Raw genomic sequence first — 15,883 nt, forward strand, 5'->3', positions numbered from 1 at the left:
GTGCCACACTCAACTTGCCTGTATAACCTTGATAATTATCTTGTAAATAGGCTTCCAAACCTACTTGCTCATATCGCTGCCGATAGTTCCTCACTGTTCCTTCACTGATGCCTAAACTGGCACTAATCACCTCCATACTTTGACCCAAATGAAGCATTAAAAGCACAGTTATCTTCTTGTACGCTCTGGCATAGCGTTCATTGTGTTGTAACTCCCTTAGTAAATCATAGTCTGCTTGTGATAACATTTTTACTAATTTGATTACCAAATATTGTACTTTTTTCGTAATTTTCCTAATCCAAATTTCAAAACCTTTTACTTTTTAGTATAAACCAATTATCACTAAAAAGGACGCAAGTGGTCTGGCTACCAAAATAAAAAATAATGCACCTGATGCGATTATTAGTACGCACGAATTACCCGACTTATTTTTGTATCAATACCTATACAAGAAAGGACATATCAGCACCTCAGCAGAGGCTTTTATCAGTGATTACATTACTTTATATAAAAATTTTCTTACTAATTTGCCTATGCTTACGCCTCTTAATTTTGAACCATTGAGGAAAAAATACATCAAGAAAAAAGAGGAAAATATGAGCCACCCCCCAGGCTATCCATATTCCAAAGAGGAATTTAAAGATTTAAAAGAGCGTCATGAAAAGTTACAAAAATTTTTAGATACCGATTACAAAGGCTTGAAAGTTTGGCACTTGCCAGATGACATCAAAGAATATTTGATACAAGTAAGCACGCCAAGCTATAGGCAATTGGCTTTGATAAAAATAGATGAAATCAAAGCACAAACCAAACAACTCATCAAAGATTGCAAGGCATTGGAAAAGAAAAAGCCTGAGGAGCGCACCCTAAGAGCGGGACACATTGCCCAAATTTTGGCAAGGGACATGGTTTATCTGCGAAAACATCACCAACATATCAAAGATGGAAAAGTACACCATAGCAAACTCAATGATGAGGAGTACAACCGCTTGCAAAACCTGCTTGCCTACTTTCAAAAAGATGACATTCAGGCACACTTAGACCAATACAGGCTTTTAGAACTGCACCCTTTTCTCAAAGATGTAAAACTGGAAAATAGCAAAAACCTGTACGAATATTACAAAAAATACTTGGAGAAAAGGAAAGAGTATTTTATTGGTGTCTATGATAGCATAGACCTTTTTGCCCCTATTTTCAAAAAGGCAGAACAATACCTTAAAAAATTTCATGGAGTGAATAAAGATGAAAAAGACAAAAAAGTAAAAAAGTCTTTACTGGAATTAAAAAAAGCACTTTTTAATTTTGATAGACAAGTCATTAAAATTTTTCTAAAAAACTATATCACAGATTGGAAAGGTATAAACTTGGGCAACTGTAAAAATGCAGAGGATTTTTGTTTTCATGTTTTTAGCATAGAAAAAGAATTTAAAGACAAAACATTCTTTAACATAGATGAACTTCAAAACAAGTTAGGGTATTTATTTGACTTCAAATATCAAGAAAATCAACCTGAAAAGTTAGATAAAAACTATGCTCAGATTCCTATTGCCTTGCCATCCAGCCTATTCAAAGATGCGATTATAGAAGGCATAGAAAAAGCAATGCAGAAAGAAGGCAAAAAACTCACCTTTGGCAAAGATGAAGAAGGAAATGAGAAAAGAACTGTAGTTTATGCACTTAGGGAATGGTTAGAAAATGATACACAGGTTTTCTATACTCACAATAGGCATTACAAAATGCCTGAAAAAAGCAAAGAAATATTTAGCAAAGAGCAAATCAAAAGAATTGAATGTCAAGTTATTAGTTTAGAAAATCGTAAAGAATTGTATCACTATAAAGAACTTTCTCTTTACGAATGGATAGACAAACCAGAGAAATACGATAAACTAAAAGAAATTGCTCAAAAAGATGCTTTAAAGAAATTCCGCAGTTACCTTTTATCTACTGAAAAAGTCTTGCGCTTAGAACAGCACAAAGACAGAGTTTTGTGGCTTCTTGCCAAAGATTTATCTGAAAATCGTACACAAGGCACAAACTTAGATTTTAAAAACTTCAAACTAAAAGACTTAGAGAAGTTTTTAGATACGCCTATTAAAATGGAGGTAAAAGTGAATTATATAGTTGATAAAGAAGATATTGCAGTAAATAATGCCATTTCAGGAAAACCTTGTACTTCTGAAAAACAACTTATTGAAGTTGGTGCTGTTTCTGAAACACTAAAAATCAAGGACTACGGCGACCTTCGCCGCTTTGCCAAAGACCGCCGCTTGCCTAATCTTTTTCGCTATTTTTATGATGTAAAGAGCAAAGGAGAGGCTTTGTCAAAAACTGAATTAGAAAAGGCTATTACACTTTTAGAGGTTCGTAATCTTATTCAAAGAAATGAAGACGGAAGCAAAATTTTCAAAGACAAGATTACTGTTTTAGAAAAAGCAATGGAGTTAGAGCAACTACTCCATGAAAAATATGGACAACCTGATACAGATTTTGAAAATACGCGCTTGGGAAAATATTGGAAACAAGAGCAACCTAAGGACTCTCATATTTCTCATAATACCTACATAAAATTCTTGCAAGACAAGACGTTAGGTATAGACCTCAATATCAACCCAATAGTAGGAATGGACGGCGCACAACATTTGAATAACGACAAGGAATTGGCAAAGTCAAAACGAACGCACCCTGAACAAACTTTGGAGGCTTGTTTGATTATCCTCCTCCGCAACAAACTCATTCACAACGAAGTCCCTTACACTACCTTCTTGCAAAGCAAAATGCAGGCAGACTTTACCCCTGAGCAGGTAGTACGCCAAATCATTGATGAGAGTATGCGTATCTATGACCAACTTATTGCAGAGGTAAAAAAACAAACCGCATAGTTTTTACAAATTTTTTTGCTAACTTTGGCTGGCAAAGCATCAGCAACAAATCTTATTCAATCATGAAGATACGTAAGCATTTCTACTTCCTTGTCTATTTCGCTCTTTCCCTTTTGGGCTATGGTTGTGTCAGCACCTCTCCCACCGCTACCAACACTCCACAAGGCAGAATGGGCATCAACTGCAATGCTAAGGTAGTGAACAAAGGCACACTCTTAGAAATCTTCTTGGAGTTGGACATAGAGCGGCTCTACCAAGCCGCTACCCTCCAAGGCATCAAGCTAAGCTACCTCATCAAACCTACTTTTGAGAGTTCACAAGTCTTAAAGTCAGATTCTATCCCCACTGACAATCAGTTCGTACAGAAAAGGGGCAATAGTTTTTACCTTAGCTTTGGCATCATCAAGCCCCAAGTCATGCCTTCGGTCATGATTCTGAGGGTACAAGATTTAGAAGCTAATCAACTCCTTATCAAGGAAATAGGTTTAGGTAAAGCTGACAATCCGCTGCCTTTCGTACTGAGCAAAACACAAGGGCAAGTGTTTGACAATTTCGTCAGCAACCAAGATACCCTACGTTTTGAAGGGGCGGACGTGCCTGTCTATGTCTATCGCATCAAGCAAAATTTCCTCCCTGCCCTCCCCCCTATGCAGCTCAACAACCTGAACGTAAACCCCAAGGTCAGTGTGGATTCTTTTTTTACTATTCCTACCAACGAAAATTTCGTACTGAAAAGCAAGGGCTTGTACTTTGCCCAAGCAGATACCACCAGCAACAAAGGGCTGGGATTCAACGTCATGGATGCCTCCTACCCCAAGTTTACCAAAATAGAAGACCTCATCGCCTCTTTGGTCTATATTTCTACCCAAGAGGAAATCAATCAACTCAACCGCACCACTAACAAGAAAAGTGCCTTAGACCAGTACTGGCTCCAACTCGGTGGAAACGAAGAGAATGCCAAACGCATGATACGGCTTTATTATCAGCGTGTAGAATACGCCAACCGCGCCTTTACTACTTACAAAGAGGGTTGGAAAACTGATATGGGCATGATTTACATAGCCTTCGGGGCGCCGCAAATCACCACCAAAGGCAACCAACAACTTTGGACGTACCAACTCAACAATGGCAATGTCAAAGTTACCTTTGCCTTCGTACAAAAGTCCAATCAGTTCAGCGAGAAGCATTACGAACTTATCCGCAAGTCAGAGTACGGAGCGATTTGGTACGAAACCATTGAAAAATGGAGGCTGGGTCTGGTAGCAAACTAAATACATTACTCATGCACTTACTCCATACTTCGGGCTTGTCGGTAGGTTATCGTACAAAAAAGCAAGAAAAAATCCTGCTTGATGACCTGCATTTGCACTTGGAGCAAGGCAAGCTCACAGCCCTGCTTGGCATCAACGGCACGGGAAAGTCCACCTTGCTGCGTACCTTAGCGGGTCTTCAGCCTTCCCTTAGTGGGCAAGTGTGCTTAGAAGGGAAAGACCTCGCCAAAATACCCCGAAGTGAAGTAGCACAAAAAATTAGCCTCGTGCTAACTGATAAGCCTGAAATCAACCTGATGAAAGTCAAAGATTTAGTGAGTCTTGGTCGCTACCCTTACTTAGGCTGGGCGGGGAAACTGACCACTTTTGACAAGGAAAAAATAGACCAAGCTATGCAAATTACTCAAATTACCACTTGGGCGGAGCAGAAAGTCTATCAACTCAGCGATGGACAGCAACAAAAAGTATGGATAGCCAGAGCCTTAGCTCAGAATACCCCCTTGCTCTTTTTAGATGAGCCTACCGCCCATTTAGATGTTATCAATCGCTTAGAAATTTTGTTGCTATTAAAAAAAATCGCAGAACAGCAGCAGAAAGCTATACTTATTGCTACTCACGACCTTTCCGAAGTATTGCAAGTTGCTCATGAGATTTGGCTCATCAACAAAGAAAAAAAACTGATTTCCGCCAACGCACTAAGCCTCATCGAGGATAATCACATAGAAAAAAACTTTACCAATGCAAGCATTTATTTTGATAGGGAAAACAAAAGATTTAAGTTAAAGACTGATGCTTAATTACATCAGCTACTCATCGTATCAGTTTGAGATTGACTAACTCTACCCCTAAGTGGCTCTTTTTCGTAATTACTACTTCATACTTGCCCACTTTTAATCTATCCCCTACGTTAGGTAATTTCCCTAACTTATACAAAATCAGACCTGATACCGTATCATAATGCTTATTTTCAGGAAGTGGCTGGGGAAGTAACCTATTTACATCTACAATGGAGGCTACGGCATTTACCGTAAATTCTTTGTCATTGACCTTATCAATAATGATTACCTTCTCCTCATCATACTCATCGTAAATTTCTCCAAAAACCTCCTCGATAATATCTTCCAGAGAAATCAGCCCCACAGTCCTCCCAAACTCGTCTGTAACAATCGCCAGATGGATTTTCTTTTTTTGAAACTCTCTGATTAAATCTTTAATCCGCTTAGACTCTGGTACATAATAAACGGGTCGCATGATATTTTCCAAGTTCAAATCTTGCTGGCTATTAGCAAACGCCAACAGGTCTTTGGAATAGACAATACCTATGATTTTGTCTATGCTATCTCTGTATACGGGCATTCTGGAGTAGCCTTCTTCAATCACTGTTTCAAGCACTTTTTCTTTTTCCCAGTTGATGTCTATGCCTGAAATTTTCAGTCGGGGAATCATTACTTGCTTAGCAAATCGGTTATCAAACTCAAATACCTTCTCTATTAAGTGCTGTTCGTTGGTATTGATAGTTCCGCTTCGCACACTCTCCGCAATCACGATTCTCAGTTCTTCCTCTGTATGCGCGGCATCATTGCCCGCCAAAGGCTTAATTCCAAACATCCTAATCACAAGGTTGGCTACTCCATTGAGTAAAAAGATAACAGGATAGAAAATTGTATAAAAAGCACGTAGAGGCAGTGCCACAAAGAGCGTAGTTGCCAAAGGATAGCGAATAGAAATAGACTTAGGGGCAAGTACCCCAAAAACCACTAACAAAAAAGTCATAATCACAAAAGAAATCTCGACAGCGTGTCCTGTAATCTCGGCAGGGGGGTCGTACTCCAGCCATTCACAAATCTGCAAAATGACTTCCAAGGTAACTATATCGCCAATATAGCCAATCGCAATCATCACCATAGTAATCGCCAAGCGAGTAGCCGCCAAGTAAGCATCTAATCGTTGGAGAATATGTCGGCAAGTTTGCTTAATGATACCTTCGGACAATTTGAGTTCTAACTGGGAGGAGCGTAGCTTGACTATGGCAAACTCCGCCGCCACAAAAAACCCATTAAGGATTACTAAAAAAATAGTTAGTAAAATATCACCTGCCATATTGGTATATGCTAAAAAAAGGTTGATTGAAAATGCAAATTACAGGTATCCACAGTAGCACCTAATACCCTAAACAATAGTCGTAAAAAATTGTCTAATTAGCAAGTAAAGCACAGGGTTTTCTACAAACAAGGTTAATTTCCTTGAAAATGAAACTTTAATGCAATAATATTTGTCGATTTAACAAAATATAGCTAATTTTGTATTTTGTTTAGCAAACCTAATTTTTAAGCAACGTTTTTAACCCAAAAAATTATAGAGTGGAAGAGAAAGTCAAAAGACTAAGCCAAGCGGCTAAAGAACTTAATGTGTCGGTAGATACCATTGTGAAACACCTCTCCAGTAAGTACCAACTGAAAGTAGAGAGTAATCCCAATGCCAAGATTACTATCGAGCAGTTTAACTTATTGTCTAAGGACTTTGAGTCATCTATCATTACCAAAAAAGAAGCCCGTAATCTTAATATTGGCAAGAGTCAAAGTGAAAATATTATTATCAAATCTACTCCCTCTATAGAAAAGAAAAAAGAAGAAGAAGAAAAAGAAATCTTTATCAAGAATGCCTTTTTCATCGACTCTAATAAAGATAAAAATCCTTTCTCTCAGAAAAAAAACGAGGAGAAGCCTAAGCCAGAGCCAGAAGTTATCAAAGCCAAACTTCCGGGGCTAAAAGTCCTTGACAAAATAGACCTGAATAGCAAAAAACAACCTATCAAAAACGAAGAGAAAATCGCTCCTATCGTAAACAAGCCTGTAGAAAACACAGTAATTGAAGCTAAGGAAGTAGAAAGCAAACAAACGGAGCAGAAAGTTGTTCAGGAAAAAACTGTCAAAACCGAAGAGGTCAATGTAGAGGGGAAAAACCTACAATCAGAAACTTCTCCACTAATCAGTGAGCAAAAAGTAAACCCACAAGAAATTCAAACTCCTATGCAGGAGGTTATAAAAACTAAAACAGATACAACTGCTGAACATACCCAACATTTAGATTTAAAAATAACCAAAGAACAACAGCAAACTTTGCTTGAAAAAGACATTGAAGTAGAGCAAAACTTACCAATAGTTCAGCACTCCTCCAACGATGAGATGTTACAAAAAACAGCTCCAGTTTTAGAGGAAGATACGGAGTACACAGATACTACACACATGGAAAAAAATCTCGTCGTAGAAAACGACCTCAGAAAAACAACTACGGTTTCCGATATCCTTAAATCGGCAAAACTCAACAAGAAAAAAGGACAAGAGCCTATTGATGAAGATGCTCCCGTTACAGAGGAGAAAAACGAACTTATTGAGGCAAAAGCAGATGCTTTGCCCGGTCTTAAAATCTTGGGCAAAATAGAACTCCCGGACCCAAGGATGAAGAAAAAACCTAAACCTGTTGCCTCCTCAGACGACCATCTCAGCAAAGAAAAGCGCAAACGCAAACGCAAACGCAAAGAGCGTGATAAAGGAGTGGAAGTTAAAGCACTTACCCCTGATAATCAGGTGAAAAAAGAGGATGTCAAAAAAGAAAATACCAATAATAACAGAAATAATAATAATAATAACAATAATAAAAACAGCAGTAACAACAACAACCAAGCAAAAACAAACAGGCATAATAATAATAATAATAGCGGTAATAATAACAACAACCGTAATAAGGTTGTAAGGGAGGAGATTTCTGAAAAAGAAATCCAAGAAAAGATAAAAAATACCCTTGCTCTGCTCAATACCTCTACCAAAGGCAGTAAGCAAGCGGTAGGGCGTAAGCAAAAGAAAGAAAAACTACGTAGCAATTTTGCACGTAACCAAGAGCTATTACAGCAAGAAAAAGATAAAAAAGTCCTCCAAGTTACAGAATTTATCTCAGCTAACGATTTAGCTACCCTTTTAGGGGTTTCTGTTAATGAGGTCATCTCCAAATGCTTGTCTTTTGGAATGTTTATCGCAATCAACCAAAGATTAGATGCAGAAGCCATTACCTTTATCGCTGACGAGTTTGGCTATGAAGTAGAATTCATCTCAGCTGAGGAGGAAACCTCTATACAGTTAGAGCAAGAAGATAAAGAGGAGGATTTAGTCTCTCGCGCACCTATCGTTACTATCATGGGACACGTTGACCATGGTAAGACCTCTCTCTTGGACTATATTCGTAAGACCAATGTTACCCAAGGCGAAGCAGGAGGAATTACACAGCACATCGGTGCTTATGATGTAGTAACAAGCAGCGGTAAAAGAATCACTTTCTTAGACACCCCCGGACACGAAGCCTTTACTGCGATGCGTGCGCGTGGGGCAAAAGTTACAGACATTGCCGTCATCGTGATAGCAGCAGACGATAGCGTCATGCCCCAAACAGTAGAAGCCATCAATCACGCTCAGGTAGCAGGTGTCCCTATGGTGTTTGCTATCAATAAGATAGATAAGCCAGATGCCAACCCTAACAAAATCAAAGAAGCCTTAGCAAATATGAATATCTTAGTAGAGGACTGGGGCGGCAAATATCAGTGCCAAGAACTCTCTGCTAAAAAAGGCATCGGTGTAGAAGACCTATTGGAAAAAATACTTTTAGAGGCAGAGTTTTTAGACTTAAAAGCCAATCCTAAGAAAAATGCTACAGGTACAGTCATAGAAGCCTCTTTGGACAAAGGCAAAGGATACTTAGCCACAGTGCTTGTGCAGTCAGGTACGCTAAAAATCGGCGATATGGTATTGGCTGGTTCGCATTATGGAAAAGTGAAAGCAATGTTGGACTATCGCGGCAACAAACTCACCAAAGCCGGACCTTCTATGCCTGTTCAGATTCTTGGTTTGAATGGGGCACCGCAAGCAGGTGATAAATTTAATGTTACCACAGAACGAGAAGCCAAAGAAATAGCTACTCGCAGAGAACAACTCTTACGAGAGCAAGGTATTAGAGCTATCAAGCGTACTACCCTCAACGAGTTAGGTAGAAGAATTGCGCTTGGCTTTAAACAACTCAATATCATCGTTAAAGCAGACGTAGATGGCTCAGTAGAAGCTCTCTCTGATTCCTTACTCAAACTTTCTAAGGAAGAAGTAGAGGTACGCATCATACACAAAGGCGTAGGGCAAATCTCAGAAGCCGATGTAACTCTGGCAACTACGGCTGATGCCATCATTATTGGTTTCCAAGTAAGACCCTCTGCCAATGCTCGTAAATTGGCAGACAAAGAAAGCGTCGAAATTCGATTATACTCTATCATTTACGATGCTATCAATGATGTCAAAGATGCCTTAGAAGGTATGCTTGCGCCTACTATTGAGGAGGTCATACTTGGTAATGCAGAAGTAAGAGAGGTCTTTAAAATCAGCAAGGTAGGCACAGTAGCTGGCTGTTACATTACTGAAGGAGTTATCAAACGAAACTCAAAAGTACGACTAATTAGAGACGGAATAGTGATTTATGGAGGTGGAGAAAGCAATAATGGCGAAATAAGTGCCTTAAAACGATTTAAAGATGATGTAAGCGAAGTAAAAACAGGCTTTGAGTGCGGTATTAGCTTAAAAAATTTCAATAATATTCAAATAGGTGATATTATTGAAGCCTATGAGCAAAAAGAAGTCAAGAGGAAATTATAGTAGATATATACTTTGGTAAAGTTTGAAACTTTGCCAAAGTTTTATTTTTCAATTAATTATCGCTTCTTGTATTTTCTATCCTATTTTTGTAAAGCAAAACAAATCCAATAACAAAAAAACTTGCCAAAGCAATAGTGCTATTTCTCATACTCCCAGAAAGATGCTCTACTAATCCATACACAAAAGTTCCTAAGACCACAGCTATTTTCTCACTTACATCATAAAAACTAAAAAAAGAAGTCGTATCAGGCGAATCTTGGGGAAGAAGTTTGGAGTAGGTAGAACGTGAAAGCGACTGTATGCCTCCCATAATCAAACCAATAATAATCGCTAAGGTATAAAAATGGTATTCACTTTGAATAAAATACGCACCTAAGCACGCACCAATCCAAATCAAAAGCATAGAAAGAATAGAAAATCGATTTCCTTTTTTTTCAGAAACCCAAGCAAAAAAATATGCTCCCGCTATGGCTAATATTTGAATAAGTAAAATAGTGATAATCAGCTTTTCACTGCTCAATCTTATTTCTTTTTCTCCAAAAGTTGCCGCCAAAAACATCACTGTTTGTACTCCCATGATGTAAAAAAAGAAAGAAAACAAGAAAACTTTGAGGGCAGGCATAGTCTGCAACATGCGAAAGACTTTATGTATTTCTTTATATCCTTGTAAAAGAAGATGTTGCAAAGAATTATCGCTGTGTGGAGTAGGCAAAAAATAAAAAGTAACTTGTGCAAAACCAATCCACCAAACACCTGTTAGCAAGAACCCATACCTCATTGCCTCTAACTCGTGAGAAAAACCAACCTGCTTGTAAAAGATAACTAAGGGAAGGATAAATAACAAAAGTATCACACTCCCAATGTACCCCCAAGCATACCCTTTGGCACTAAGATAGTCGTGTCGGTCTTTACTGGCGATGTCTGAAAGATAGGAATTATAAAAAACTAAACTCCCTGCATACCCCAAAACTGCCAGCATAGAAAAGAAAACCCCAAACTCAATGTTCTCTCCGTGAAAGAAAAACAGTGCGATGCAAGAAAGCCCCCCTACCCAAGTAAAAAACTGCATGAAGTTTTTTTTGCGTCCACTATAGTCTGCAATGCCCGAGAGTAAAGGTAATACCAATACCAAAATAAGATAACCTACTGAAATAGAGTAAGAATAAATGACAGTATTACTGATTTTTAAGCCTAAAAAATAGACCTCTTCCCCACTAAAAGCCTTTCGGGTAACGTTGTTATAATAAACAGGAAAGAGCGTAGAGGAGATAATGAGTGCATAAACAGAGTTAGCCCAGTCGTATAAGCACCACGCATTGAGGACTTTAGGATTATTTTTTTGCATTAGGCTTTTGCTGTTTCCTTCTCGCAAGTTCCTACTTCTTTGCCACATACATTGCAGGTAATCCCTTCTTTGTTGAGAAAAGGACTTTGGCTGGCACAAGTGCCTCTAAACTCGCCGTCCTTCAAGAAAATTAGTCGTACAGATAAGGCTACAAAGAACAAACCTACAAAAGCAATTCCTAAAATAACTGTTGTCATCGTCAATAATTGATTTAGAAGTGATAATAACTTGAATCTTTAACACGTACCGATGCTAAAAAGTTTTTGCAAAGTTAGCAGAAAAACACTATCTAAAATAACTTAACTAAAAAGTCTTAAAAAATTCTCCTTATTTGCCTGCACAGAAAAGTATTTTTCTACTGTCTGCTGTGCATTTTTGCCCAACTCTGCTCTAAGACTCTCATTTTCAATTAACAAAACAAGTTTTTCTCGCCAAACTTCTGCTCTATCGCACAAAAAGCCATTTTTGCCGTCTTGTATAATTGTGGTATTGACCCCCACAGGAGAGGCAAGCGTAGGAATCCCCAAACTCATGTATTGCAGGGCTTTGAATCCGCACTTGCCCTTTGCCCACTCATCATCAGTCAAGGGCATTATCCCAATGTGTATTTTTGATAAATCTTCTATTTCGCTTTCTTTCTTCCAAGAGAGAAAAATTAGGCTGTCTAATTGTATTTCAGGCTTTTGGTTAGCAATGACCAAAAAATGAATGGGGTAGTTTTTTTCTATTTCTTTGATAACTTGCTCTATTTCATGTAAATATTTTAATGTTGAGTGTGAGCCTGTCCAGCCAATCACTATTTTATCCCCTGCCTGCACTTCTTGGCTATTGCTTTTTTGGTGGTGGCTCATATCTATTGTAGTAGGATTTAGCAATGTATTGGGGTTGAACTGCCGAGCATACGCACAAAGGTAGTCATTGCCCGCACTGATTTTATATGCCCATCGGCAAATCCAATTTACTTTTTGGTGAAATTTCAAAAAAGCTGAAATGCGATTTTGTTTAGAAGTATTGGGCAGCCAAATAGCATCGTCAAAGTCGTAAATGATTTTTTTCTGAAACACCTTAGCCATTAAAAATTCAAAAACAGGAGGGAATAAAGGAGCAGCTTCTCTATGAATAAAAATGAAATGGTATTTTTTTAAGAAAAATAGCAAATAAAATCTTCTGAGAAATCCACGAAAAATTCCTATTACCTTTTTCGTCAAATTTCCTTTCAAGTACAAAATTTCCCATGTCTGCTCGTCTATAAAAGATTGGCTATCAAAATCAAAGCCCTTTTCTTTCAATATCTCAAAATACTGCTCAAACCGAAATCGCTGAGAAGGTGCCACCCCTAATGGATAAGGTGTGAGAAATAGTATTTTTTGCTTCATGGTATCAAAGTAAAATTAGGCAAAAATAGTATTTAACGGCTTGCTCTCTTGTAAAATACAAAACCATTTTTTTCGTATAGTCTTTCCCACTCTACCTGATTGGGTTTTATCAAATCCAATAGTTCCTGCTCGGCAGTATTTTTAGTAAGTACGTAGAGGTCTTTGTCTATCTTATTGTAAAAGAGGTAGTTTTGCCAGCGAATATCACCGTCAAATTTAGGCTTTGTGGTCGGTTGTGTCTGGGCATAGAAGTATTGTGCGTAGCTTTTGTAGCCAATCGTCATTACATAGCAATCTTTCCCTTGCAAAGTTTTCAGAAAATCTATGGCGGCTCTTTGGGTATAGCGTTCTACTTTGCCTATATAAAAAATCAACACTAAGGTTAGCATCACCGCCGTACCTCCAAAAAGCGTGTAAAAGCCTTTGAGAACTTCATTTTTCTTAAAAAGAAAAATGCTGATTATCAGCACAATAATGAAGTACAAACCTATCAAAGCCTCCCAGCCTGTCCAAGGCACTTCTGCATTAAAATTAGCCTGAGCGAATTGGTCGTTTTCTAAAAATGACTGAATAAATTGTGGATTTAATCCTATGAAAGGAATAGCTACGACTACCAACACCCAAATTGCACAAATAATTGACAACACAACACTTATCCATTTTTTATACTGCATCTTGCCCTGCCAAAGCTGATACAAGGAGAGGGCAGAAAGATAGGTCAGAGGATAATAGCAAAGCGAAGAGTAATGCACGATTTTGGTTTTAACAAAGGAAAACAAAATAAGTACTACCCAAAACAAAATCTGCATAAACCTTTTGAAAAGTACTTGATAATCTTGGTCTTGCTCCTGTTTCCTAAAAGAAGCAAGGGCAAAAACAGAAGCAGGAAAGCAACCTAAAAGCAACACTACAAAGTGATACCCTATAAATCCTTCATGCCCAGCATCATGCGTAGAAAGCATCGCATACTGACGTAGCGTAAAATCTATGATAAATTTTTCTCCATGCAAAACAAATTCTACTCCATACCATACTAAGGTAACTGCCAAAGTACCTATGCTAAAAGCTAAATACTCTTTGAAAAAGAAAGACAGGGTCAAAGGTTTGGCTATAGACAGAGGTTTCCAAAGCGTATAAAGATAATAAATACCAATACACAAAGAAATGACCAAAAAAGCCACAGGGCCCTTCGTCATAATCGCCAAGCCAATAAAAAAAGAAGCCAAAGCCAAATCGTACCATTTCTTTTTAGCATTGGGTTGTATTTCCTTGGCTGACCAGCCTCTATAAAATAGGAAGAAATTGTACAATCCTAAGAAAATAAACAGGTTAAAAAAGGGGTCTATGATGCCTGACTTAAAGTAAAAATGAGGTAGAATAGAACCAAAACAACTTCCAGCCCAAAGGATTCCAAAGGTTTGGTCGTAAAGTTTTTTTCCTATGTTGAATAAAACAATCAAAGCGATAATTCCACAGACGGCGTTAGGAAAGCGAGCCGCAAACTCATTGATGCCAAAGAGGTTCATAGATAGGGCTTGAAACCAGATAAAAAGAGGAGGCTTTTCGTTAAAAGGCAGGTAATCAATCGTCATGCGGAAATAATTACCTGTAACTAACATTTCTCTGGCAATCTCAGCAAAGTTAATCTCGTCCCAGTCAAAAAGGTGAACATTGCCTATGAAAGGAATGAAAAACAAGCCACCTAAAATACCAAAAAAGAAAGTGTATTTGTATTTTTTCAAGTTTTCTAAATTATAACAGTTTTAAAATAATTATAAAATTGCGCAATATTTTTTGTTAAAACTGAAAATAAATAAAAGGTTGCAAGGCGGCTGTCTTTACTTGATAAAGCAATAATACTACTCCTACTATCATAATAGCTTTGGTCAAATCGGGTAGCTTAACAAAGGTTTCTGTGAGGTCTGCCTTGAAATCACTTGGCAATAGATGCACCAAATACCCTAAGAACATCACAAAAAATATCTTGTAATATTCACTGATATTGGCTTCTATATACTCAAAGCCAAAGTTTGTGCCTATTTGCATGAGCATATCGCTAATGATTTGCATATCAGTAGCCCTGAAAAAAATCCAACAAAAACAAACAAAATGAAAGGTAATGATGCCGTTGAGAATTTTTCCGCCTAAGGTACTTGTCTTAGCAGGGAAAGCCTCCATAAATGCTTTGTGTACTGCCAAAGCTACTCCGTGCAATGCCCCCCAAATAATGAAGCGTACATGCGCTCCATGCCAAAGCCCACCTAAGAGCATAGTAAGCAATAAATTGATGTATGTTCGTAGTTTCCCTTTTCGGTTTCCCCCTAAAGAAATGTAGAGATAATCTCTTAGCCAAGAGGAAAGAGAAATGTGCCAACGCCGCCAAAAGTCAGTGATATTCTGTGCCTTGTAAGGAGAGTTAAAATTAATATTCAATCGGAAGCCTAATAGCAAAGCAATCCCTATGGCTATATCCGTATAACCTGAAAAATCGCAGTAAATCTGAATCGCATAGCCATACACCGCCATTAAGTTTTCAAAACCACTGTATTTGAGAGGCTCAGCAAATACTCTATCTACAAAATTGATAGAGATATAATCTGAAACAAATATTTTTTTGATGAGTCCACATAAAATCAAATAAATAGCCTTGCCATACTCTACTTCGCTGACTTTGTAGGGTTGGTAAATCTGTGGCACAAAGTCCGAAGCCCTCACGATAGGTCCTGCGACTAACTGAGGGAAAAAACTTACATAAAATGCAAAATCCCAGATATTATGCACGGGATGCACCTGTCTGCGGTAAATATCTATCGAGTAACTAATGGTCTGGAAAGTATAAAAGGAAATTCCTACGGGCAAGACGATAGTATTGATGTCAAAATCTGTCAATGCTACTGCATTTGTCCACACTGCTAAGTAGTTAGTAACTGTTAGGGAAGTTCCCAAAAGATTGTTGATAGCATCTACAAAAAAATAAGCATATTTGAAATATGCCAAGACAGAAAGATTGATAATTACGCTGGCAGTAACCAATAATTTCCTTTTAGCAGGTTCTTCTGAGGCATGTAGCCACTTACCTATGTAGTAATCCACCAAAGTAGAGAAGATAAGCAAGGTGAAAAAATAACCTCCTGAAAGGTAGTAAAAATACATACTTATCAACATTAAGTACATATTCCTTGCGGCTATCTTTTTGTATAAGAAATGATAACAAAGAATAGCTACAGCAAAAAAACCCCAGAAAGTAGCTTGGGTAAAAATAAGAGGAGACTCTTCTCTGTAAAATAAAAAATCAAACATAAGACATGCTTGGCTGTAATGCACT

At 37.9% G+C, this 15,883-nt stretch carries 11 protein-coding genes; 4 read left to right on the forward strand and 7 right to left on the reverse strand.

Annotated elements, in window-relative coordinates; all coding sequences use genetic code 11:
* Positions 1-247 (reverse strand): helix-turn-helix domain-containing protein (locus tag BM141_RS00005; RefSeq protein WP_143090725.1); only part of this gene is annotated, 247 nt, incomplete at its 3' end.
* 184 nt (positions 248-431) lie between these two features.
* Between BM141_RS00005 and cas13b the strand changes: the two genes are divergently transcribed.
* From cas13b to BM141_RS00020, 3 genes are all read left to right on the forward strand, one after another.
* On the forward strand, positions 432-2,879 hold the full coding sequence (gene cas13b / locus BM141_RS00010; RefSeq protein ID WP_091538134.1) for a type VI-B CRISPR-associated RNA-guided ribonuclease Cas13b: 2,448 nt from the start codon (positions 432-434) through the stop codon (positions 2,877-2,879).
* Positions 2,880-2,941: 62 nt separating this feature from the next.
* Positions 2,942-4,150 (forward strand): GWxTD domain-containing protein, encoded by a 1,209-nt coding sequence (locus BM141_RS00015; RefSeq protein ID WP_091538136.1) that lies wholly within the window; start codon positions 2,942-2,944, stop codon positions 4,148-4,150.
* 11 nt (positions 4,151-4,161) lie between these two features.
* Positions 4,162-4,947, forward strand: a complete 786-nt coding sequence (locus BM141_RS00020) for an ABC transporter ATP-binding protein (RefSeq protein WP_177217210.1) — start codon at positions 4,162-4,164, stop codon at positions 4,945-4,947.
* A gap of 13 nt (positions 4,948-4,960) precedes the next feature.
* On the opposite strand, the gene BM141_RS00025 is transcribed toward BM141_RS00020, so the two are convergent.
* A complete protein-coding gene (locus tag BM141_RS00025) occupies positions 4,961-6,250 on the reverse strand; it encodes a hemolysin family protein (protein WP_091538138.1) in 1,290 nt (429 codons plus the stop codon).
* 260 nt (positions 6,251-6,510) lie between these two features.
* Between BM141_RS00025 and infB the strand changes: the two genes are divergently transcribed.
* Complete coding sequence (gene infB / locus BM141_RS00030) at positions 6,511-9,837, forward strand: translation initiation factor IF-2 (RefSeq protein ID WP_091538140.1); 3,327 nt, start codon at positions 6,511-6,513, stop codon at positions 9,835-9,837.
* Between the two features lie 52 nt (positions 9,838-9,889).
* Here infB and BM141_RS00035 read toward each other — a convergent pair whose 3' ends face one another.
* From BM141_RS00035 to BM141_RS00055, 5 genes are all read right to left on the reverse strand, one after another.
* Positions 9,890-11,182: an MFS transporter gene (locus BM141_RS00035; protein ID WP_091538141.1), complete on the reverse strand. Its 1,293-nt coding sequence runs from the start codon at positions 11,180-11,182 to the stop codon at positions 9,890-9,892.
* The gene (locus tag BM141_RS00040; protein WP_091538142.1) at positions 11,182-11,379 is read right to left on the reverse strand and encodes a hypothetical protein; all 198 of its coding nucleotides are present in this window, start codon (positions 11,377-11,379) and stop codon (positions 11,182-11,184) included. Before BM141_RS00040 ends, BM141_RS00035 begins: the two co-directional genes overlap by 1 nt.
* A 102-nt stretch (positions 11,380-11,481) precedes the next feature.
* Positions 11,482-12,558, reverse strand: coding sequence for a glycosyltransferase (locus tag BM141_RS00045; protein ID WP_091538143.1), 1,077 nt, complete (start codon positions 12,556-12,558; stop codon positions 11,482-11,484).
* A gap of 32 nt (positions 12,559-12,590) precedes the next feature.
* Positions 12,591-14,300 (reverse strand): ArnT family glycosyltransferase, encoded by a 1,710-nt coding sequence (locus BM141_RS00050; protein WP_221407601.1) that lies wholly within the window; start codon positions 14,298-14,300, stop codon positions 12,591-12,593.
* Between the two features lie 55 nt (positions 14,301-14,355).
* Positions 14,356-15,858, reverse strand: a complete 1,503-nt coding sequence (locus BM141_RS00055) for an MBOAT family O-acyltransferase (RefSeq protein WP_091538145.1) — start codon at positions 15,856-15,858, stop codon at positions 14,356-14,358.
* Between the last annotated feature and the right edge of the window lie 25 nt (positions 15,859-15,883).

This window comes from Thermoflexibacter ruber (genome assembly GCF_900113045.1).
GTDB classification, from domain to species: domain Bacteria; phylum Bacteroidota; class Bacteroidia; order Cytophagales; family Thermoflexibacteraceae; genus Thermoflexibacter; species Thermoflexibacter ruber.

Coding starts and splice junctions, on each gene's coding strand:
- BM141_RS00015 (WP_091538136.1), top strand. CDS start 2,942: ATGAAGATACGTAAGCATTTCTACTTCCTTGTCTATTTCGCTCTTTCC.
- BM141_RS00020 (WP_177217210.1), top strand. CDS start 4,162: ATGCACTTACTCCATACTTCGGGCTTGTCGGTAGGTTATCGTACAAAA.
- BM141_RS00025 (WP_091538138.1), bottom strand. CDS start 6,250: ATGGCAGGTGATATTTTACTAACTATTTTTTTAGTAATCCTTAATGGG.
- BM141_RS00035 (WP_091538141.1), bottom strand. CDS start 11,182: ATGCAAAAAAATAATCCTAAAGTCCTCAATGCGTGGTGCTTATACGAC.
- BM141_RS00040 (WP_091538142.1), bottom strand. CDS start 11,379: ATGACAACAGTTATTTTAGGAATTGCTTTTGTAGGTTTGTTCTTTGTA.
- BM141_RS00045 (WP_091538143.1), bottom strand. CDS start 12,558: ATGAAGCAAAAAATACTATTTCTCACACCTTATCCATTAGGGGTGGCA.
- BM141_RS00055 (WP_091538145.1), bottom strand. CDS start 15,858: ATGTTTGATTTTTTATTTTACAGAGAAGAGTCTCCTCTTATTTTTACC.